Annotated in this window: 22 protein-coding genes; 11 read left to right on the forward strand and 11 right to left on the reverse strand. The window is 64.7% G+C overall.

Translation table 11 applies throughout. The annotated features are described in order from the left end of the window. The first annotated feature begins 45 nt into the window (after positions 1–45). From ruvC to QW868_RS23340, 6 genes are all read left to right on the forward strand, one after another. On the forward strand, positions 46–573 hold the full coding sequence (gene ruvC, locus QW868_RS23310) for a crossover junction endodeoxyribonuclease RuvC (protein WP_315775405.1): 528 nt from the start codon (positions 46–48) through the stop codon (positions 571–573). Then, positions 570–1187 (forward strand): Holliday junction branch migration protein RuvA, encoded by a 618-nt coding sequence (gene ruvA, locus QW868_RS23315; RefSeq protein WP_315775404.1) that lies wholly within the window; start codon positions 570–572, stop codon positions 1185–1187. The genes ruvC and ruvA overlap by 4 nt, the downstream gene beginning before the upstream one ends. A gap of 46 nt (positions 1188–1233) precedes the next feature. Beyond that, a complete protein-coding gene (locus QW868_RS23320) occupies positions 1234–1653 on the forward strand; it encodes a cytidine deaminase (protein ID WP_015664393.1) in 420 nt (139 codons plus the stop codon). Next, positions 1650–2696 (forward strand): Holliday junction branch migration DNA helicase RuvB, encoded by a 1047-nt coding sequence (ruvB, locus tag QW868_RS23325; RefSeq protein WP_315753251.1) that lies wholly within the window; start codon positions 1650–1652, stop codon positions 2694–2696. Before QW868_RS23320 ends, ruvB begins: the two co-directional genes overlap by 4 nt. An 81-nt stretch (positions 2697–2777) precedes the next feature. Continuing rightward, entirely contained in the window at positions 2778–3698 is a 921-nt protein-coding gene (locus QW868_RS23330) for a metallophosphoesterase (protein WP_316231605.1), read from the forward strand. 228 nt (positions 3699–3926) lie between these two features. After that, positions 3927–4373 carry a YbgC/FadM family acyl-CoA thioesterase gene (locus QW868_RS23340; RefSeq protein ID WP_316231606.1) on the forward strand — a complete coding sequence of 149 codons (447 nt, stop codon included), beginning with the start codon at positions 3927–3929 and terminating at the stop codon, positions 4371–4373. Here QW868_RS23340 and QW868_RS23345 read toward each other — a convergent pair. The 3 genes from QW868_RS23345 to QW868_RS23355 all read right to left on the reverse strand — a co-directional run bounded on the left by QW868_RS23345 (position 4370) and on the right by QW868_RS23355 (position 6147). Then, on the reverse strand, positions 4370–4846 hold the full coding sequence (locus QW868_RS23345) for a hypothetical protein (RefSeq protein WP_316231607.1): 477 nt from the start codon (positions 4844–4846) through the stop codon (positions 4370–4372). The two genes, QW868_RS23340 and QW868_RS23345, sit on opposite strands and share 4 nt — an antisense overlap. 6 nt (positions 4847–4852) lie before the next feature. Continuing rightward, positions 4853–5266, reverse strand: a complete 414-nt coding sequence (locus QW868_RS23350) for a hypothetical protein (protein WP_316231608.1) — start codon at positions 5264–5266, stop codon at positions 4853–4855. A 653-nt stretch (positions 5267–5919) separates the two neighbouring features. Further along, complete coding sequence (locus tag QW868_RS23355) at positions 5920–6147, reverse strand: helix-turn-helix transcriptional regulator (RefSeq protein ID WP_316231609.1); 228 nt, start codon at positions 6145–6147, stop codon at positions 5920–5922. A 371-nt stretch (positions 6148–6518) separates the two neighbouring features. Here QW868_RS23355 and QW868_RS23360 point away from each other — a divergent pair, with 371 nt between their 5' ends. Next, positions 6519–6926 (forward strand): YbgC/FadM family acyl-CoA thioesterase, encoded by a 408-nt coding sequence (locus tag QW868_RS23360; RefSeq protein ID WP_316231610.1) that lies wholly within the window; start codon positions 6519–6521, stop codon positions 6924–6926. 193 nt (positions 6927–7119) lie between these two features. Here QW868_RS23360 and QW868_RS23365 read toward each other — a convergent pair whose 3' ends face one another. Continuing rightward, positions 7120–7647 carry a ParB N-terminal domain-containing protein gene (locus tag QW868_RS23365; protein WP_315775402.1) on the reverse strand — a complete coding sequence of 176 codons (528 nt, stop codon included), beginning with the start codon at positions 7645–7647 and terminating at the stop codon, positions 7120–7122. Positions 7648–7935: 288 nt separating this feature from the next. Between QW868_RS23365 and QW868_RS23370 the strand changes: the two genes are divergently transcribed. The 4 genes from QW868_RS23370 to adh all read left to right on the forward strand — a co-directional run bounded on the left by QW868_RS23370 (position 7936) and on the right by adh (position 14501). Further along, complete coding sequence (locus QW868_RS23370; protein WP_316231611.1) at positions 7936–8916, forward strand: catalase family peroxidase; 981 nt, start codon at positions 7936–7938, stop codon at positions 8914–8916. A 1093-nt stretch (positions 8917–10009) separates the two neighbouring features. After that, complete coding sequence (locus QW868_RS23375; protein WP_315775399.1) at positions 10010–11551, forward strand: outer membrane protein; 1542 nt, start codon at positions 10010–10012, stop codon at positions 11549–11551. A 277-nt stretch (positions 11552–11828) separates the two neighbouring features. Then, positions 11829–12836 (forward strand): helix-turn-helix domain-containing protein, encoded by a 1008-nt coding sequence (locus QW868_RS23380; protein ID WP_315797012.1) that lies wholly within the window; start codon positions 11829–11831, stop codon positions 12834–12836. 147 nt (positions 12837–12983) lie between these two features. After that, a complete protein-coding gene (adh, locus tag QW868_RS23385; protein WP_315775397.1) occupies positions 12984–14501 on the forward strand; it encodes an aldehyde dehydrogenase in 1518 nt (505 codons plus the stop codon). Between the two features lie 176 nt (positions 14502–14677). Here the strand turns inward: adh and QW868_RS23390 are convergent, their stop codons facing one another. From QW868_RS23390 to xylB, 7 genes are all read right to left on the reverse strand, one after another. Next, positions 14678–15145, reverse strand: coding sequence for a J domain-containing protein (locus tag QW868_RS23390; RefSeq protein ID WP_315771754.1), 468 nt, complete (start codon positions 15143–15145; stop codon positions 14678–14680). An 83-nt stretch (positions 15146–15228) separates the two neighbouring features. After that, complete coding sequence (locus tag QW868_RS23395) at positions 15229–15567, reverse strand: Rieske 2Fe-2S domain-containing protein (protein ID WP_315734353.1); 339 nt, start codon at positions 15565–15567, stop codon at positions 15229–15231. A 118-nt stretch (positions 15568–15685) separates the two neighbouring features. Further along, positions 15686–15820 (reverse strand): hypothetical protein, encoded by a 135-nt coding sequence (locus QW868_RS23400; RefSeq protein ID WP_315759613.1) that lies wholly within the window; start codon positions 15818–15820, stop codon positions 15686–15688. 195 nt (positions 15821–16015) lie between these two features. Continuing rightward, entirely contained in the window at positions 16016–16963 is a 948-nt protein-coding gene (locus tag QW868_RS23405) for an ABC transporter substrate-binding protein (protein ID WP_315734349.1), read from the reverse strand. Between the two features lie 100 nt (positions 16964–17063). Then, the gene (locus tag QW868_RS23410) at positions 17064–18122 is read right to left on the reverse strand and encodes an ABC transporter permease subunit (RefSeq protein ID WP_316231612.1); all 1059 of its coding nucleotides are present in this window, start codon (positions 18120–18122) and stop codon (positions 17064–17066) included. Next, positions 18115–19638 (reverse strand): sugar ABC transporter ATP-binding protein, encoded by a 1524-nt coding sequence (locus QW868_RS23415; RefSeq protein ID WP_316231613.1) that lies wholly within the window; start codon positions 19636–19638, stop codon positions 18115–18117. Before QW868_RS23415 ends, QW868_RS23410 begins: the two co-directional genes overlap by 8 nt. 145 nt (positions 19639–19783) lie before the next feature. Further along, positions 19784–21229, reverse strand: coding sequence for a xylulokinase (gene xylB, locus QW868_RS23420; RefSeq protein ID WP_316231614.1), 1446 nt, complete (start codon positions 21227–21229; stop codon positions 19784–19786). Positions 21230–21320 lie beyond the last annotated feature (91 nt).

Here is a 21320-nt window from a genome sequence, read left to right on the forward strand (position 1 = left end):
TCCGTTTATGTTTCCATCGGTGTGGCGCAAGGCTATCTCTATCCCATGAAAGCCCAGCCGATTCGCGCAGCCGTCCGTATCATTGGGATCGATCCCGGCCTCCGCCGCACCGGCTGGGGGGTGATCGAGAGCGAAGGCAACCGGCTGATCTATGTCGGTTGCGGCTCGGTGGAGCCGCCCGACGACCTGCCGCTGGCGAGCCGGCTGCTGGCGATCCATGAGGGGCTTTCGGCCGTGCTCGGCCGCTTTGCCCCGATGGAAGCCGCGGTCGAGCAGACCTTCGTCAACAAGGATGGTGTTGCGACCCTGAAGCTCGGCCAGGCCCGCGGCATCGCCATGCTGGCGCCGGCCATGTTCGGGATTTCGGTGGCCGAATACGCCCCCAACCAGGTCAAGAAGACCGTGGTGGGCGCTGGCCATGCCGACAAGGGCCAGATCGCGGTGATGCTGAAGATCCTGCTGCCCAAGGCCGAGCCGCCGTCGGCGGACGCAGCGGACGCGCTCGCCATCGCCATCACCCACGCCCATCACCGCCAGGGCCAGGCGCTGCGCATGAAGGTGGCCGGGCTATGATCGGCAAGCTCAAGGGGCTGATCGATTCCACCACCGAGGATTTCGTCATCCTCGACGTCGGCGGCGTCGGCTATCAGGTGCACTGCTCGGCGCGGACGTTGCAGGCCTTGCCGTCGCCGGGTGAAGCCGCCACATTGTCGATCGAGACCTATGTGCGCGAGGACCAGATCAAGCTGTTCGGTTTTCGCTCGGATGTCGAACGGGAATGGTTTCGCCTTTTGCAGACGGTGCAGGGCGTCGGCGCCAAGGTCGCCCTCGCCGTGCTCGGCACGTTGCCGCCGGCCGATCTCGCCAACGCCATCGCGCTGCGCGACAAGGCGGCGGTGGCGCGCACGCCGGGCGTCGGCCCCAAGGTCGCCGAGCGCATCGTGACCGAGCTGAAGGACAAGGCGCCGGCCTTCGCCGATGTCGATCCCGGCGTGGTCAGGCTGTCTGGTGCGATCGAGGAGCAGCGCGCGCCGCAGCCCATCGCGGATGCCATCTCCGCACTCATCAATCTCGGCTATGGCCAGCCGCAGGCGGCCGCCGCGATCGCGGCAGCATCTCGCGCGGCCGGCGACAAGGCCGAGACCGCGCAACTCATCCGCCTCGGCCTCAAGGAGCTGGCGAAATAGGCTATCGTCGCTCGGCCGGGCGAGCAGAAGGACAATCATTTCCCCCATGGTGAGCAAGAAGGACAAGGAGCTGATCGAGGCGGCGGCATCAGCGGTCAAGAGCCGCTACCGCAACGACTGGCAGGAGGTCGGCGCCGCCATGCGCACCCGCGACGGCCGCATCATCACCGGCGTCAACATCGACGCCTATCTCGGCCGCAACGCCGTCTGCGCCGAGGCGATCGCGATCGGCCGCGCCATCACCGAGCACGGCGATCACGGCATCGAGACCATCGTCGCGGTGCGTCATCCCAAGCCGGGTGAGCCGGGCGAGGTCGCCGTGGTTTCGCCCTGCGGCACCTGCCGCGAGCTGATCCATGACTACGATGCGAAGGCGCGTGTCATCGTGCCGTCGAACGGTAAGGGGCCTGCGGCGGTGACGATCGGCGAGCTGCTGCCGAACAAATACAGGCGCGGCAACGAATGAAGCCGCCTGCGCGCATGGTCAGTCCTGAGCGGCGCTCCGACGATGTCGGTGACACTGCGCTGCGTCCGCAGCAGCTCTCCGAGTTCGTCGGCCAGCAGCAGGCGCGCGCCAATCTGTCGATCTTCATCGAGGCGGCGCGCAAGCGCGGCGAGGCGCTTGACCATGTGCTGTTCGTCGGTCCTCCCGGTCTTGGCAAAACCACCTTGGCCCAGATCGTCGCGCGCGAGCTCGGCGTCGGCTTCCGCGCCACGTCGGGCCCGGTCATCGCCAAGGCCGGCGATCTGGCGGCGCTGCTGACGAACCTCGAAGAGCGCGACGTGTTGTTCATCGACGAGATCCATCGTCTCAGCCCGGCGGTCGAAGAAGTACTTTATCCCGCGATGGAGGATTTCCAGCTCGATCTCATCATCGGCGAGGGGCCGGCGGCGCGCTCGGTGAAGATCGACTTGTCGAAGTTCACGCTGGTCGGCGCGACGACGCGCGCAGGCCTGCTGACAAATCCGCTGCGTGATCGTTTCGGCATCCCGATCCGGCTGAACTTCTACACGGTCGAGGAGCTGGAGGGCATCGTGACGCGCGGTGCCCGCGTGCTCGGCGTTGGCATGACCGCCGACGGCGCCAACGAAATCGCGCGCCGCGCCCGCGGCACTCCGCGCATCGCCGGCCGGCTGTTGCGCCGGGTGCGTGACTTCGCCTCGGCGGCGAACGCCAGCGCGATTGATCGCGCCATCGCCGATCACGCCCTGAGCGCGCTCGAGGTCGATGCCGCCGGGCTCGATGCAATGGACCGGCGCTATCTCTCGACCATCGCCCTGAACTACGGCGGCGGGCCGGTCGGCGTCGAGACCATGGCGGCGGCGCTGTCGGAGCCGCGCGACGCGATCGAGGACATCATCGAGCCCTATCTGATCCAGTGCGGCTATCTGCAGCGCACGCCGCGCGGCCGGCTGTTGACCTCGCATGCGTTCCGGCATCTCGGCATGGCCGAGCCGAACCGCGATCCCAGCCAGTTCGGCCTGTTCGGCAGTGAGGACGATGCTTAACGAATCTGCTGACAATCTGCACGGACGCACCCGAAATCGGTTGCAATGATCGAAGAAGGATTGCGTGCGAGGAGTTCGTCCATGCTGTCACGCCGTCGCTTTCTGTCATTCTCAGGCGGTCTTGCCGCGACCGGTTTTTCGACTGCGACCTATGGCGTCGGCGTCGAGCCGCTGCGCCTCGGCGTCACCGACTATCACGTCCATCCGCACAACTGGCCGGCTGGTCTAAGACTGAAGATCGCGGCGATCGCCGACATCCACGCTTGCGATCCCTGGATGTCGCTGGCGCATATCGACGGGATCGTCCAGCGGACCAACGCGCTGCAGCCGGATCTGATCGTCCTGCTCGGCGACTACGTCGCTGGTCATCGGCATCACATCGGACGCATCGACGCTTCGGAGTGGGCGCCGGTGCTCGGCGGCCTCAAGGCGCCGCTGGGCGTGCACGCCATCCTGGGCAATCATGATTACTGGGATGATCGAACCGTGCAGCGCGATGGCCGCGGCGCGCCGTATGCCCAGAAGGCGCTCGAGGCCGCCGGCATTCCCGTCTATGAGAACGATGTGGTGCGGCTCAGCAAGAATGGTCATGCCTTCTGGCTCGCCGGCCTCGGCGATCAGCTGGCCTACATGCCGGCCAGGCGCTTCCGGTCCGTGCCGCGGATCGGCATCGATGATCTCGCGGGCACGCTGCGCAAGGTGACGGACAGCGCGCCGGTGATCCTGCTGGCGCATGAGCCCGACGTTGCGCTCCGGGTGCCGTCGCGGGTGGCGCTGCAGCTCTCCGGGCATACGCATGGCGGGCAGGTTCGTGTGCTCGGCTGGTCGCCGGCCGTTCCCGCGCGCAATGGCGTCAATCTGGCCTACGGCCACATCCGCACCCAATGCGACGTGATCGTTTCCGGCGGCCTCGGCTGCAGCATCATGCCAGTCCGGATCGGCATGCCGCCGGAGATCGTGCTGGTCACCGTCGGCAGGGAACCTGTGGAGGTGACGTCGTAGCCTGCTCTTGCTAGCCTGCTCTTGCTAGCCTGCTCTTGCGCTGGCCGTTGAACTGGGCGAAACGATCGCCATTTCCGACGATCGAGGGCTTCCCTTGACCCACCAACATCTCGACGGCGAGATCCGCGACGGCCGCCACCACATGCAGGTGCGGGTCTACTACGAGGACACGGATTTGATTTACATTGTCTACTTTAAGTCATAATCGACCAACGGTTGGCGAGACGCATGATGTTTGAGGATGGACAGATCCAAAGTGGACGGCATCGTATGAAGGTTCGCGTCTATTTCGAGGATACTGACGCTGGTCAAATTGTATACCACGCCAGCTATCTTCGTTTTATGGAGCGCGGTCGTACCAACTACATGCGGCTGCTCGGAACTGCTCAGGGCGCATTAATCCAATCAGTGAGCGCCGATGTTCCTGGCTTCGCGTTTGTGGTCAGGTCGATGAGTATCGATTTCCTAAAGCCGGCGATTCTAGATGACGTTCTCGACGTTGAGACTGTCCCAGAAGTGGTAAGTGGAGCGTCGATCAGCTTGTTGCAGGAATGTCGACGAGGAGAGGTATTGCTCGCGCGTGCCCGTGTGAAGGTTGCTTTCATTTCGGGCGGCAGAGCGCAGCGAATTCCAAGATCGCTACGACAGGCTATGGAACTTGGGGAGCGCTCCTAGGTCTGTTTTGTTTTCTTCTTCTTGCTCTTCTTCGATCCCATTTTTCTTGGCGGAGAAGTTGCTTCCGTGTTCACCTCGATCCTTGGATCGGTGTTGATAGTTTTCACGGTCATTTCCCAAGTTCCAATTACCTTCTTCTTTGCTCTTAGAGAAAGGCTGAGTTTACCTGGATGAGGTATTGCGAAAGGAGGTAAGTGTGCCACGAGGCGGGCCTTCAGCATTCCGGAAAATTGCAACTGCACTTCTGGCGACTCGAATAGAATGTCGTTCTGGCCCTCCATTGCTGCGCAAATTGTGAATGGTAGAACGTTAGGCTCGTCTTTTGTGCGAATAACATGAGCGCAAAGTACGCCTGATACAAATGCCGGAAACGTAGCTGATCCCACGTCCTCAAGAATACCAAATATACTAAGCTGATTGCTCGCTTGATCAATTGATGCGGACGAGGAAAGTACTACGAAGGATACATGCATGATGACCTACGGAAGCTTCGCTGAAGTTGGACCTGCGGATGTCTCGATCCTTACAGTCGGTTGCTTAACGTTCGCGAGTTTCACGATGGTTGCTGGTGATGTCTCGTCGAGCAGCATGTTGGCTATGGTCGAGAACCACTTGTAATTCTCTGAACCAAGTTTTGCGACTTTGCGCATCGACTGTATGTCTCTGGTCAGGCCGAGCGCTACAAGATGAACGTACGGCCTAGTTAGTTGATTAAGCGATCGTGGTTTGACGGTCAGATCGTTTTGAATTCTTTTAATCAGTTCGCGCGAGGTGCGTTTGGATAGGCCGACAGTTGTTGGGTCGGTTTTCAATTTTTCCATGAGAAAAATCGGGCCATTGGCGACCGCATAATGTATCCGAGCTTCGGTCAAATCCAACTTTTCTGAAGTCATGGCCTTACTCTATAGAAGTTAACAGTGCTCGGAGTGTAGGGGCAATCATAGAGTAGGTGTAGAACCTCATGGCATTCGCCCCATTTGCTTACGATCCACGGTCCGCCGATCGACTTGTTTTCGCTGACCACGATGCCTGAATGGTGCAATTCTCCTTTCGGCGATTTGTAGATTACAATGTCTCCTGGAAGAACATTGTTCTGAGAGACCTCTTCGTAGTCGTCTTCGTCTCTCATCCAGCTCACTTGATCGCTGCCGATGTTGGTTCTTCGTGCGGCAAACGTGAGTCCATGACAGTCGTACTTGAATGACGCGTCGAGGCTCCGAGGGCGAGTATTGGGGTGTTTTTTGATTAGGTCCAGGATCGCCTGCTTGTAGCCTGGCGGTGGCGGCTCGCGGTTTATCTCGTTGACCACATCCCTCAGCATTCGCGTTTGCAGTGCGAGGCGCTGTCTCAGTTGCAGTATCGTAGGGTTCATCGGAAATGCCGCTGCGCAATTAAATCAAGAAGGTGCTAACGTATAGATAACAACTTCTGCAAGAAAGAAGTGGTAGGCTTCTTGTCTCGCCTCAAAGCAAACTGTGCGGTCGGTTTGACGGACTGCTCCAAGGGAGTGCTTGACCACTGGATCATCTGCCCTTGTGTGTTCCCGTCAGTCGCGCTTACCGACCCCGAAGGGCCGGCCTTCCGAGCCCGATAAGAATTCGATCCCAGCATCCTCTAGTGTTCGCCGGATCGCTGCCAAGTTGTTGGCGATAGGCACTCGGCGACCGGCTTCAAAATCTCGCAGCGTACTGCTCGAAACCTGTGCTTTAGCCGCCAGTTGTTCCTGGGACCAATTCAACCACGCTCGCGCTGCCCGACACTGTTCTGGCGACATGCGCGATGTCTACTAAGGTATTGACATTCCGTCAAAATTGTCGTTTTACAATGGGGTTATTGAAAAACGATAAGATCAGCGATTATCATTGATCACCAGGAAGGTGCTCGATGCCAAGAGGCAGATACGCAAGAAGGCGATTAACGGGCATCATCCGGCCGCTCGGGGATGACGATCCGCAGAACATCTTCATCCGGCCTGAATTTCAGGAGGCATGGTCGATATTGGCGGAAGCCATCGGTCGCATGATGGCACGCCAGCAGTACAGAGCAGACCAAGAAAGAGAGCAAAGCGAACGGCGTACTGCGCCACGCAAAGACTTGAAGGCCACGGCGGATTAAGCCAATGCCTGCTTCCATCGTCCGATCAAGATGGGGCGGCGGCGCTGTAGCGATAGCGCCAATCCGGGGTTCTCCGGAATCGTCTATCACGCCAACTACCTCCGCTTCATGGAGCGCGGCCGCACCAATCATCTGCGGCTGATGGGCGCCGAGCAGCACGCGCTGTTCGCAGAGGCAGAAAGCGAGATGCCGGGCTTCGCTTTCGTCGTGCGTTCGATGACGCTCGACTTCCTGCGGCCGGCGCGCATGGACGACGTGCTCGACGTCGTCACCTGGCCCGTGGCGGTGAAGGGCGCGTCGATCACGCTGGCGCAGGAGGTCAGGCGCGGCGAGGAGGTGCTCGTCAAGGCCGACGTGAGAGTCGCGTTCATCAGCGGCGGCAGGGCGCAGCCGATACCGAGAGCGCTGCGCGACCTGATGAAGGCGGACCTCGCATAAACTGGTGCTGACGGCCGGACGAGTGGAGGGATGAAGATGTGCCCGCCAGCGATCGCGACCTCGCCGCCGTCCAGTCGGTCACGCCATTTGCGCAGCGGATGCGGCGCGTGGCGGCGGATCACGCTGCGCTGATCCGCCCTACGGACTGCCGCTCAATCAAACCTTGGCCGGGGGCAATCGCGCGTCGAAACCGTCAGTATCGCCCGCCGCTGCGCTCTTGTTGCTTGATCCAATCCGACAGGGTTCGGGGCGTCGATCCCTGTCCGGGGCGCGATGGTTTCGCGGTGGCAGTCCTGTTGCTCCGGTTCGTCGTCTCCGTCGGCCCGCGCGGATGCGTCGCGGCATGGGCGCCCGGGACGCCTCTCGGCGCCGTGGCGAGCTTCTCCGCTTCCTCCTTCTCCAGCCGCAGCTTGCGCAGCCGCTCCATCTTCTCGCGCTCCGGATCGACGGGCGGCGGTGGCAGCTCGCGCTGGCGGGCTTCCTCGGCGGAGATCAGCAGACCCATGATGGCGCTTTCGCCGAGGGCCTTGCAGGCTTCGAGGCGGTGCAGACCTTCGATCAGGACAAAATGGTCCTTGTCGCGGCGGACGAGGATCGGCTCGCGCTGGCCGACCTCCAAAATGCTTTCGGCCAGCGCGTCGACCGCGTCCTGCTTCAGCGCCTTGCGCTTCCTGTCGGGGACGTGGATCTTGTCGATGGGGAAGCTTTCCGGTGCGGACACAGTCGAAACTCCGTCGTGGGCGCGCGCCGTCCAGCGCCAGGGTCGGAGGGGGCACGATCCCCCGATCCGCACGGCAGCGCGGAGCGGAGGCAGACCGGGCACGCGCGGCTACAATAGAGACATTCGCCATCTCGCCGCAAGGAGCGGGTGACGGGGCGGAATGTCTCCTGTCAGACGGCAAGGTGAATCATGCGACTGTGATGGGCGCCCCATCGGTCGCGCACGAAAGTCGCTTGCGCGTCAATTCATGCTGCTATGCTGCACCGCTCATACAGGAGGACGCCGCTCATGACGACACGCACGCTCGTTGCCGCGCTGGCCGGGATTGCCCTCGCGTTGCCCGCCGCTGCCCTCGCGCAGGAACCGCCGGTCGAGGAGCAGCTCGTCAATGCAATGAACAAGGTGTTCGGCGTGCACGCCGGCTTTCGCGCCAATCACGCCAAGGGCGTCGTGGTCGAGGGCAAGTTCAAGCCGTCGGCCGAGGCGGCGACCTTGAGCAAGGCGTCGCTGTTCAGCGGCGGCGAGATTCCGGTGACGGTGCGGTTCTCGGACTCCACCGGCGTGCCGAACCTGCCGGACGGCTCCGGCGACGCCAATCCGCATGGCATGGCGGTGAAGTTTCATCTCGCCGACGGCAGCGACATGGACCTCGTGATCAACTCGCTGAAATTCTTCCCCGTCTCGACCGGCGCGGAGCTGCGCGATTTGTTCCTGGCGATCGCGGACTCTGGACCGAACGCGGCCAAGCCGACCAGGCTCGAGCAGTTCATCGCCAGCCATCCCTCGGTGCCGGCGGCGCTCGGTACCATCGCGACGCCGGACAGTCTTGCCGACGAGGCCTATTTCGGCGTCAACGCCTTCGTGCTCGTCAACAAGGCCGGCGAAAAGCAGGCGGTGCGCTGGCAGATGCTGCCGGAGAAGGTCGTGCATATCGACAAGGAGGACGCGGCGAAACGCGCGCCGGACTTCCTGATGTCCGAGCTGCCGGCGCGGCTGAAGCAGGGGCCGGTGACGTTCCGCTTCAAGGCGCAGCTCGCTGCGGCCGGCGACGACACCAAGGATCCGGCCAAGCCGTGGCCTGGCGATCGCAAGCTGGTCGAGCTCGGCGTGCTGACGATCGACAAGGCGGTCGAAGACAGCGACGGGGCGCAGAAGAAGCTGCTGTTCCTGCCCGGCCAGCTCACCGACGGCGTCGAGGCGTCGGATGATCCGATGATCGACATCCGCAACGGCGCCTACGCCATCTCGTTCTCCCGGCGCAATCCGTGATGATGACGTGACGCGCGACGCGCGGTGCGGCGGATCAGGCTGCGCTGATCCGCCCGACGGGCCTCAGTCCGTCGTCGTGGCCGAGGCGAGCCCAGCCATGATGCTGCGCGCCGCGGGCGGCGCTTGTGCCGATGACCGGACGATTTGGCGGCGAGCTCAAATCCGTATTTCCGGTCGCGATCGGCCGTGACCTAGCTTCGTTCCATCCTGATCGCAATCCAGAACGAACGGGAATGGGGTGCATCTGTGCGGAGTGCAGGATCGGATCGATGGATACGGTCGGGCCTTCGAGCCCGGCGAGCGAGCACGACACAACCGGCCGCAATTATGGATGCTTCGCGGCGCGCGATCCCGATGAGTTGCCGCAACGTTGACGAAGCCCGGCCTCATTCAGCGCGATTGCGACGGCATTCGCCGCTTTCTCTCCCGATCGATGACGTCGCACAAGCCGCGCGATAACGGCGAAACCAAGAGCAGGGGTTGTCGACACGCGTGGACAGCCGAGCGTCGGCGCGTCGAAGGCGGTGGCGGCCGTGTAGCCGATGTGCCGCCATGTTCGACGTGATGCAATCAGGGCGTGTTGTCGATGCGAAGGCCGACGATCGCGAGGTGCGAGCGATCAGGAAGCATGCCGTCGAGCGCGACGCCGACGCGCTGCGCATCCAGTGAGTTCGGTGCGCACATTCATCTACTAATGAACTCATGAGCCGCGGCGGCATCGCGCATTGCGCTGTTTGTCGCAATCGTGTCGCGCGCTGCTTCTTTTCGCCGGAATCCTGCATCTTGCGTGCAACAGTCAAAGCTGAACTTCGATCGCGTCGGCGTCGCGATCTGCATTCCTTCCGAATGACATTTTTCAATTCAGTTCGCGACACAATCTCACCCTCCTGATGCGGCCGCCGTTTGTTGCGGCACGTGTTCAGGAGTTGTGAGTTCGATGCGTCGCGTATTTGGCGTATGCCTTTGCCTATCTACTTTCGCAGGAAGTACGACATCGGTCTGGGCGACTGATCTCGCCCTGCCTCCCCCGCTCCCGCCGCCTGACGTCTTCGCCTACAGGTGGAGTGGCTGCCATGCCGGCGCGAACGCCGGGATGGCTTGGTCACGCCAGCAGCAGACGTGGACCCAGGTCGCCAATGCCGCCGCCGCGCCCGTTCAGCCTGTGCAGCAGCCGGTCGGCAATGCAAACAACCCGCCTGTGGTCAAGCCGCCCGTGGTCGCAAATCCAGCGCCAAACCCGCCGCCGCCGAACAACCCCGGCGGGAACAACGGCGGATGGAAGCCGCCGCCGCATAAGCCGCCGGGCAAGCCCCCGATCTGTGAGCGCAACGACAAGGGCTGGTGGCAGCCCGGCAAGCAGTATCATGGCGACAAGGATCACGGCTGGCCGCACGACAAGCCGTCCTACAAGCCCGATCACGACGGCGGTCATCATTGGCCACAGGTTGGATCGAAAGGCGGCGACAACAAGTCTTCCTGGCCGTCGGCGCCATCCAAGACCAAGGACGACAACTACAACGACGTCAAATATGGCAGCGGCTGGTTCGACAAGCCTCACGACGATGACCATGGCAAGTCGAGCGGCTGGTCGCAGCTCCATTCGAACGGTTACTCCGACAAATATACTTGGCTGCGACATGACCAGCAGAACGATCATGACAAGCCGGCCACCGGCTGGGGCGCGAAGAAGGACGACGGCTACGACAAGCCGCTTGGCTTCGGGTGGTCGAAGCAGCCGCTGAAGAGCGAACGTGACAGCTACGCCTGGCTGAAGCCGGATGACCGGAACGACGACAAGCATGGCGGCTACGGCTGGGGCGGCAAGCCGCACGACAATGATGACGGCAAGGGCGGCTATGGCGACAAGCAGCCCGACAAGGACCACTGGCAGCAGCAGCACGGCGGCAACTACAATCATGGCGGATGGCCGCATCATCCGGACAAGCCCGGCTGGCCGCCGAAAAATCCACCCCCGAACAATGGCGGCGGCCAGCCGAACCCGCCGCCGCAGGGCAACAATGGCAATCCGCCGGCGCAGAACCCGCCGGTGACCGGCGGCGGCAACGTGGCGCCGCTGCCCGTCGCGGCCGTGCAGATTCCGACCGCCGTCTCCAGCAATGGCAGCGACGTCGTCGGCGGCCTGCAGCTCGGTTGCGATTACCAGATGGACCGCTTCGTCGTCGGCATCCAGGCGATGGCCGATCTCGGCATCATCAACGCGTCGAGCCCGCTGGGGCCGGCGCTGACGATGAACACGCGGACCAGCAACCTCTACACCGCCACGGTGCGCGCAGGCTATCTGGTGACGCCTGAGATCCTGGCCTATGTGCGCGGTGGCGCGGCGTGGACGCGGACCAACGTTTCGGTCGTCAACACCGCCACCGGACAGTCCGCCAGCGTGGCGTTCAACCGCAGCGGCTGGACGGTCGGCGCCGGCGTCGAGTGGATGTTCGCCCGCAACTGGTCGGCCTTCGCCGAATATGACTACGCCGATTTCGGCACCGCGACCGGCACGCTGCCGGGCGCCGCCGCGATCACAGGAGGACCGAACGTCGTCAGCCAGAAGACCCAGCTCCACACGGCGATGATCGGTGTCAACTACCGCTTCGAGATGCTGTCGCGCGGCGCCCGCTGAGGCCCGCGGCGGACGCCACGCCGCCGGTCACGCAACGCGGCAAGGCCGCCTGGTTCGTCCAGGCGGCCTTTTCGGTTTTGTGGGCTGGTGCTCAGCTCGCGCGCACCGAGCTGAGGAACTTGCCGACGTCCTCCCTCAGGCGGCTACTGTCACGCGACAGGTGGGTGACCGATGACAGCTTGGTCAGCGTTCCTTGACGCCGGTCAAACCGCGGTGCTGTAGTTGCGCTAGTCTAGCAACAAGCCGTGCCAACGCGGGGAAAGCCGGGAGGAGGGACATGGGGCGTTCGCCCGGGAATGCCCATTCGGATCGCGTCCTGGAGGCCTTGGCCAAGGGGGATGCCAAGGCTGACGGCAGAGCCGATAGCCGAGCCGACCGAGGTGCGCCGGCGGTCTCGGCGCTGGCGGCATCATGGCGCCGCTCCGGCTATCTCCATGCGCTCGATCCCGCCACGCCGAAGCTGCCGGCCCGCCTGACGGCCGCCGAGATCGCGGACGCGCGCGCCCGGCTCGGGCGGCTGCTCGCGATCGCGCAGGCGAGCCTCGACCGGCTGTTCCTGGCGGTCGGGGGCGTCGGCTGCTCGGTGCTGCTCGCCGATGCCGAGGGCACGGTGCTCGAGCGCCGCGGCGCCCGCGGGGACGACGCCACCTTCGAATCCTGGGGCCTGTGGACCGGCGCGGTGTGGAGCGAGCGGCACGAGGGCACCAATGCTATCGGCACCTGCCTGGTCGAGAAGCGGCCGCTGACCATCGACCGCGATCAGCACTACCTGTCACGCAACGCGCGGCTGTTCTGCACCACGGCGCCGATCTTCGACGAGCACGGCCAGCTCAAGGCCGCGCTCGACGTCTCCTCCTGTCGCGCCGATCTGACCGAAGGCTTCAGTCGGCTGATCGCGACCACCGTCGCGGATGCCGCGCGCCTGATCGAGGCGGAGAATTTCCGCCAGGCCTTTCCGCATGCCCGCATCGTGCTCACGCCGGACAGCGAGCGCGAGATCAACTCATTGCTGGCGGTCGATCGCAACGACCTCGTCGTCGGTGCCACACGGGCGGCGCGCCGTGCGCTCAACCTCTCTCCGTCCGCGCTGGCGCGTCCGGTGCCGGCCGGCGACCTGATCAAGGATGCAACCACCGGGGGCGACGACATTGACGCCGCCGAGCGTGCCGTTCTGAAGCGCGCGCTGGCGCGCGCCGGCGGCAACGTCTCGAAGGCGGCGAAGGAGCTCGACATGTCGCGCGCCACCCTGCACCGGAAGATGAAGCGGCTCGGGCTCGAGCGGTGAACGCGCCGCGGCTGTCGAATCGCAGCCAACATGTCGCAGAACTGCGACACTTCCTCGGACGCGCTCGTTGCGGCCTCTGGTCTGTCGCGCCTGTTTGATCGAGCCTCTCTCCAACGCCGTGTGCATCGGCGTGAATGGGAGAGAGAGATGACCAAGGTTGACGTCAATGCGGCGTTCAAGCCGCCTTTCGCTGCGCGTTACGACAACTTCATCGGCGGTGCCTGGAAGGCCCCCAACGCCGGCAAATATTTCGACAACATCTCGCCGATCACCGGCCAGCCGGTGTGCGAGATCGCGCGCTCCGATGCCTCCGATATCGAGGCCGCGCTCGACGCCGCGCATGCCGCCAAGGACGGCTGGGCGCGCACCAGCGTCACCGAGCGCGCGATGGTCCTCAACAGGATCGCCGACCGCATGGAGGCCAATCTCGACAGGCTGGCGCTCGCCGAGACCTGGGACAATGGCAAGCCGATCCGCGAGACGACCGCCGCCGACATCCCGCTCGCCATCGATCACTTCCGCTATTTCGCCGGCGTGATCCGCGCGCAGGAAGGCTCGATCGCCGAGATCGACCACGACACCATCGCCTATCACTTCCATGAGCCGCTCGGCGTCGTCGGCCAGATCATTCCGTGGAATTTCCCGATCCTGATGGCGGCGTGGAAGCTCGCGCCCGCGCTCGCCGCGGGCAACTGCGTCGTGCTCAAGCCGGCCGAGCAGACCCCGGCCTCGATCCTCGTGCTGATGGAGATCGTCGGCGACCTGCTGCCGCCGGGCGTGCTCAACGTCGTCAACGGGTTCGGCTTAGAGGCGGGCAAGCCGCTGGCCTCCTCCAACCGCATCGCCAAGATCGCCTTCACCGGTGAGACCTCGACGGGGCGGCTGATCATGCAATACGCCTCGCAGAACCTGATCCCGGTCACGCTCGAGCTCGGCGGCAAGTCGCCCAATATCTTCTTCAAGGACGTCTGCGCCGAGGACGACGACTTCCTCGACAAGGCGATCGAGGGCTTCGTGATGTTCGCGCTCAACCAGGGCGAGGTCTGCACCTGCCCGAGCCGCGCGCTGATCCACGAATCGATCTATGAGCGCTTCATGGAGCGCGCGCTGCAGCGTGTCGGCGCGATCGTGCAGGGCAGCCCGCTCGATCCGGCGACCATGATCGGCGCGCAGGCCTCCGCCGAGCAGATGTCCAAGATACTGTCCTACATCGACATCGGCAAGAACGAGGGCGCGCAGCTCCTGATCGGTGGCGAGCGCAACGTGCTCGGCGGCGATCTCGCCGGCGGCTACTACGTCAAGCCGACGGTGTTCAAGGGGCACAACAAGATGCGCGTGTTCCAGGAGGAGATCTTCGGCCCCGTGGTCTCGGTCACGACCTTCAAGACCGAGGACGAGGCGCTGGCGATCGCCAACGACACGCTCTACGGCCTCGGCGCCGGCGTGTGGAGCCGCGACGCCAACACCTGCTACCGCTTCGGCCGCAATATCCAGGCGGGGCGTGTCTGGACCAATTGCTATCACGCCTATCCGGCGCATGCGGCGTTCGGCGGCTACAAGCAGTCCGGCGTCGGTCGCGAGACCCACAAGGTCATGCTCGACCACTACCAGCAGACCAAGAACATGCTGGTCAGCTACAGCCCGAAGAAGCTCGGCTTCTTCTAAAGGCTGGGAGCCGGGCCGGTCGGGCATGAGCGCCCCGACCGGCTTGCTCTTTTTGACTGCATGTCAGCCGGTCGCACGAGAGCGTCCGGCTGGCTCGGGCGCCGGCTCGGATCCCGCTCCTGGTTCGCTCCGCTTGGCCATTTCGTGGCTGTCGGTCACGTCATCGCTCGCGATCGTCACTCCAACCGCGCCAGCAGCGCATCGCGTGCCTCGGAAATGCGTCGATAAAGTTCATTGCTGCCGCCGGCGTCGGGATGCGCGGACTTGGCCAGCCGGCGGAACGCAGCTTTGATGTGTGTAGCCGTCAGCATACCCTGCAGGGGTAGTTCGAGGATTGCGCGAAAGGCGTCGTCGTTCTGGTCGCGCGCGAGCCGATCCCACAGGGCGCGACGCGCGGCCCGCGCCTCGATCCGCAACGCATCCTGATCCTCGCGCCAGCGTCGTTGCGACATGACGAGGCAGGAGCCGAAGACGATGCGGCCGTGGGTCTCCAATTCGTCGAGGCTGAACGGCCCGACGACGTCATAGGGTGGCGCGAGCCGTGCGAGCCGTCCCGTTGCGCCGTCGGTGATGGAGCCGAGCCGGACCGTGTCGACGATCCCTATCGACCCATTCCAGATCACCCATTCGGCGGCGCTCGTCATGCTGCTGAACTCGTCGATACGGCCTCCCTCCGCAGCGCGGACAGGGGAGTGCCCGGCGTTTGTTCCCATCTTCGATGGGCCGATCAAGCCGGCGACCGGGCCTGCTTGACCGGACCGACGTCGACCTGAATCTCGCCGCCTTCGACCTGCAGCGGGTAGCCGTGCAGCGCGTTGCGGACGAGATGCGTGACGCACTTGCCGTTCACGCCGTCGAAGCCCCATTGATGGTGCGGGCAGGTGATGGTCTTGCCGTCGAACGTCGCCTCGGTCAGCGGCACGTCGGCATGCGGGCAGCGGCCGCGATAGGCCTTCAGCTCGCCGCCGTGAGGCCAGAGCAGCAGCACGCTCTTCTTGCCGACCTGGTACAGGCCCATGCCGCCTTCGGTCATGGCGCTTGTCGGACAGACTGCGGTGAAAGCCATGGGATCGCCTGCTGATTGGTGCCGTCAGGCAGGCTCACGCAAATTCCGGACCAGCGAAAAGCAGCAACAAACAGCGGGTCGTTGTCGCAAACGCGACACGCCGGTGGACGGCGCGGGCCTATTTGCGGCCGAGCGCGGCGAGGAATTCCGCTTGGGGAATGAACAGACCCTGGGCGCGCACCAGGCCGCGGCCGAGGTCGCACAGCAGGTCGCCCTTGCCGAACAGGCGCTCTGCGCCGGGCTCGTCGAGCATTCACCGCATTGGCGACCTTGAGACGGACTTTCAAGGGCAGGTTCGTCGTTCCGGCCTTGATGTCGTCGCCGAGTTTGACGACGGCCTGCGCCGTTCAGAACCTGATAGAGCGCGTCCAGCGGTTCGTTCCAAGAAGAACGCCGCCCGTGAGGGCGGCGTTGCCGGGGGGCTTGGTAGAAGCGGAGCGGCCGATTTCTACTCCTTGCGCTCGGAGGTCCAGCCCTTGTACTCGCCGACATTGTCGCGCGTGATCAGCTTGGACGGCAGCAGTTCGACGGTCGAGGCCGGCTTCTGGCCGTTGAGGATGTTGACGCCGATCTGCACGGCCCGGCGCGCCATGAAGAACGGGTCCTGCGAGGCCGAGGCCTGGATCTGCTGCGAGGCCGGATCCTTCAGCGCGGCTTCGATGTCCGGGGCGCCGTCGACCGCGGTGATGATGATGCCGGTGCGCTGCTGCTGACGCGCGGCGAGATCAGTGCCGATCGCCTGGGGATCGTTGATGGCGAAGATGGCGTCGATCTTCGGGAAGCGGGTGAGATAGCCCTGCGTCACCGTGAGGCCGCCCTCGCGCGAGCCCTTGCCGTCCTGGTCGCTGGAGAGAACCTTGATGCCGGGAGCCTTGGCGAACACGCTCTTGCAGCCGTTGACGCGGTCGATCACCGCCGACACCTGCGGCCCGTTCTCGATGATGACGTCGCCTTTGCCGCCGAGCTTGTCGACGATGTACTGGCACGAGATCTCGCCGGCCTGGACGTTGTTGGTCGTCACGGTGGCATCGGCGCCCTCGGCCGCCGTGTCGACCGCGACGACGAGGATGCCGGCCGCCTGCGCCTTCTTGATGGCGGGGCCGATCGCCTTGGGATCTCCGGGGTTGAGCAGGATCATGTCGACGCCGGCGGCGATGAAATTGTCGATCTGGGTGACCTGCTTGCCGAGATCATATTCGAAGCCGACCGCGGTGATCTTGACGTTGGGATTGGTCTTCTTGGCCTCGAACTCGGCGCCCTTCGACAACGCGACGAAGAACGGGTTGCCGAGCGAGCCCAGCGACACGCCGATCGATTTCAGCTCCTTGGCCGATGACGGCGCGGAGCTCATCACGAGCGCCAGCGCGGCACCGGCTGATAACATCGACTTGACCATGTGTTTCCTCCCTGGTCCTTCCTGTTCGTCTACGCACGGCGGACCAGTGGCCGTGGAAGAATTCGTTGCGGCGGGCTCTGGTGATGCCCGCCATGTTGTCTCAGGTGCGGGCCGAGCCCTGCAGCCGGTAGCGGTCGAGCGCGACGGCGCCGATGATCACGAGGCCCTTGATGACGTATTGCCAGATGTCGGACACGCCGACCAGGATGAGCCCGTTCGACAACACGGCGATGATGAGGGCGCCGACCAAGGTGCCCCAGATCGAACCGATGCCGCCGACGAAGGACGTGCCGCCGAGAATGACCGCGGTGATGGCGTCGAGCTCATAGGACTGGCCGAGTTGCAGGCCGTTCGCCGCATAGAGCCGCGCCGCCTGCATGCCGCCGCCGAGGCCCGCGAGCAGGCCGGACATGCCGTAGACGAAGATCAGCACGGCCCAGACCTTGATGCCGGCGAGCCGCGCCGCGCTTTCATTGCCGCCGACGGCATAGATGTGCACGCCGAGCACGGTCCGGCGCAGGATCAGCCAGGAGCCCAGGATCACCAGCAGCGCAATCACCGACAGCCAGGGGATCGAGACGACGCCGGGGATGATCGTCAGCGAGGCGTTGCCGATGAAGGCGTAGGGAATCGATGGGTTGAACACGGTGGTGTCGCCACCCATCAGGCGGGCGAGACCGCGCACCGCCGTGAGCGAGCCGAGTGTCACGATGAAGGGCGGCAGCCGCAACAGCGCGATCAGCGCGCCATTGACGACGCCGAAGGCGAGGCCCGTCAGCACCGCGGCCGGCAGCCACAGCGCGCCGAGATCGGGCATCTTCGACAGTGTCAGGCCGGCCATTGCAGCCGCGGCGAGGATCGAGCCGACCGACAAATCGATGCCGCCGGTCAGGATGACGAAGGTCATGCCGGCGGCGAGCACGGTATTCACCGCGGCCTGCTGCAGCACGATTCCGAGATTCTGTCCGGTGAAGAAGCGTCCTTCGGACAGCATATGGAAGCCGACGCAGAGGATGAGCAGCACCGGCAGCATGCCGGCGGCGCGGATCATCAGCCGCAGCCGCTGCTGCTTGTTGTCCGATGCCGCGAGGCTCGGTGCCGGCGCGGCCTTGATCTGCGCTGGCGCGGGCTTGACTTGAGCTTGGCTGTTGTCAGGCATCGACGTGCTCCGTCCCGGTGGCCAGCGCCATGATGTCTTCCTGGGTGATGGGTGATGTCGTGCTCTGCTGCAGGTCGCCGACCAGATGTCCCTCGCGCATCACCAGCACGCGGTCGCAGATGCCGAGAATCTCCGGCAGGTCGGACGAGATCACCAGGATTGCGGTGCCGGACTTGGCGAGATTGTCGATGATCGAGTAGATCTCGGACTTGGCGCCGACATCGACGCCGCGGGTCGGCTCGTCGAGGATCAGGACCTTCGGCGCGGTCGCGAGCAGGCGTGACAGCAGCACCTTCTGCTGATTGCCGCCCGACAGGCCGCCGACGGTGACGCCCGGATTGGGGGCGCGAATGCCCAGCGCGCTGAACGCCTCGTCGGCGCGTGCGCGCGCCTTGTCGCGGTCGAGAAGGCCGCCGAGCTTCGCGTCACGCCCGATCACGGCAAGGTTGATGTTGTCGGCGCAGGACATGTCGAGGAACAGCCCGAGCGCCTTCCTGTCTTCGGTCAGATAGGCGATGCCGGTATCGAGCGCATCGCGCGGCGTGGCGATGCTGACTTTCTCTCCGTCGAGCTCGATGTGTCCCGTCGTCTTCGGCGCAGACCCGATGATGAGATGCGCGAGCTCGGTGCGCCCGGCGCCGATCAGCCCGGCGAGGCCGACGACCTCGCCGGCGTGAACGGTCAGCGAGCAGTTCTTGACGCGACGGCCGTCGCCGAGATCGACGGCGCTGAGCACCGCGCGATCACGCTTGGCGTGCGGGTCGTGGTCTTTCTTGTAGAATGATGACACGTCGCGGCCGACCATCATGCGGACGATGCTGTCGGCGCGGATCTCCGGCTTGTCCAGCGAGCCGACCAGCCGGCCATCGCGCAGCACGGTGACGCGGTCGCCGAGCGCATAGACCTCGTCCATGCGATGCGAGATGTAGATGATGGCGAGCCCTTCGGCGCGGAGCTGGCGGATCAGCGCGAACAGCTTCTCGCTTTCGCCGGCTGACAGCGAGGTGGTCGGCTCGTCCATGATCAGGATCTTGGATCGTGCATGCAGCGCGCGGGCAATCTCGACCAGCTGGCGCTGGCCCATCGACAACTCGGCCACCAGGGTGGAGGCTGTGAAATCGGCGCCGAGCCGGTCCAGGATCGGTCCAGCGCCCTCGCGCATGGTGCCGCGCGCGAGTAGGCCGCTCTGCGACAGCTCGCGTCCGAGATAGATGTTTTCGGCGACCGTCAGGTTCGGCGCCAGCGACAACTCTTGGTAGATGATCGAAATGCCGGCGTTGCGGCCGCCCATCGGCCCTTCGATGCGCACCGGCCGGCCCTCGATGCGGATCTCACCGCCGGGATCCGGGCGATAGGCGCCGGAGAGAATCTTCATCAGCGTGGATTTGCCGGCACCGTTTTCGCCCATCAGCGCATGGACTTCGCCGGCGTAGACGGTGAGGTCGACCTTGTGCAGGGCCTTGATGGTGAAGAATGACTTCGACACCCCGCGCATCTCGAGGATCGGACCGCTCATCGTGCCTCCCAATGCACGTCGTCTTGTCGTCCGCGGCTCGTTGATCGCTGGCGCGGGAAGCCATTAAACTAGAGGCTGTTGCCGAATACAATATGAAAGAGACGCCGCTGCAACACGTCGCGGCGACGGCAGCTCGGAGATGCGTTCAGCTCGGCCGACGATAGAGCTGTCGCCAGCGCGGCCGCCGCTCGGCATAGGCTGCCGACAGCGCGACGTCCGGAGCGAAGGTCCGCACGCGCGCCGGCGGCGTGCAGACCGCGCCGATGTCCTCGCCGGTGACGGCAAGACGTGCCAGCCGCGCCGCGCCGAAGGCGGCGCCGGTCTCGCCCTCGGCCAGCCGATGAACGGGAATGTCGAGGACATTCGCCAGGATCGCGAGCCAAAGGTCGGAGCGCGATCCGCCGCCGATCGCATCCGCCTCGGCAATCACAAGGCCGGTTTCCGTCAACGCGTCGCGGCAGTCGGCCAGGGCGAAGGCAACGCCCTCGAGCACCGCCTGAACGATGGCGTCGCGGTCGGTGGCATGGCTCAGGCCGTCGAGCAGGCCGCGGACATGGGGATCGTCATGCGGCGTCCGCTCGCCCGCAAGATAGGGCAGGAAGCTGACCGGCGATGGCATGGCGGGCCGGGTGCCCAGCGGCGCAAGCAGCTCGGTCTCGCTCGCGCCGAGCAGCCGCGCGACCCAGGCGAGGCATGAGGCCGCCGACAGCATCGCGCCGGCCTGCAGCCACATCGCTGGGATCGCATGACAGAAGGTGTGAACGACCCGCTCGGGATTGGCCGTGACGGTGTCGACCGCCGTGATCACGGCGCCGGACGTGCCGAGCGTGATGAACGTGGCGCCCGGCCTGACAGCACCGATGCCGACGGCGCCGGCCGGGTTGTCGCCGGCGCCGCCCGCGATGGTTGGGCGCTTCGTCATGCCCCAGCGTTCCGCGAGGTCGCTGCGCAACCGACCTGCCGGTGCGCAGCCTTCGACGAGGCGCGGCATCTGCGCACGCGTGAGGCGCGTGGCGGCAAGGCCCTCGTCCGACCAGTCGCGCCTGGTGACATCGAGCCAGAGCGAGCCGGACGCATCGGACATGTCCTCGATCGCCTCGCCCGACAGCACCAGCCGGACATAGGCCTTCGGCTGCAGAACCAGCCGCGTGGCCGCGAAAATCTCCGGCTCGTGCGCCTCGATCCACATGAGCTTCGGCGCGGCGAAGCCGGGCATCGCCTTGTTGCCGGTGATCTTGCGCAAAGCGGGCCAGCGCTGCTCCAGCGCGACACATTCGCGCTCCGACCGGCCATCGTTCCAGAGAATGCACGGCCGCAACGGATTCATGGCGGTATCGAGCAGTACCGGGCCATGCATCTGGCCCGACAGGCCGATGGCTTCCACCGCCGCCACCGCGCCGGGATGATCGACCTTGAGCGCATCGAGCGTGATGAACACCGCGGCGATCCACGCGGCGGGGTCCTGCTCGGCCCAGCCCGGTCGCGGCACGTCCATCGCCAGGGCGTGGCTGCGACTCGCAACGACGCGCTGCGCGTCATCGACGATGATCGTCTTGACCGCGGATGTTCCAAGATCGATGCCGAGATACATGACGCCTCACGCCTGCGTGCGCAATGACGGATATGGAGTGGAGCGATACCAGACTCCTGATAGCCTTGTCATCCGAACGCGAGTCATCGCA

The organism is Bradyrhizobium sp. SZCCHNR1051, from assembly GCF_032489615.1.
Classification (GTDB): domain Bacteria; phylum Pseudomonadota; class Alphaproteobacteria; order Rhizobiales; family Xanthobacteraceae; genus Bradyrhizobium.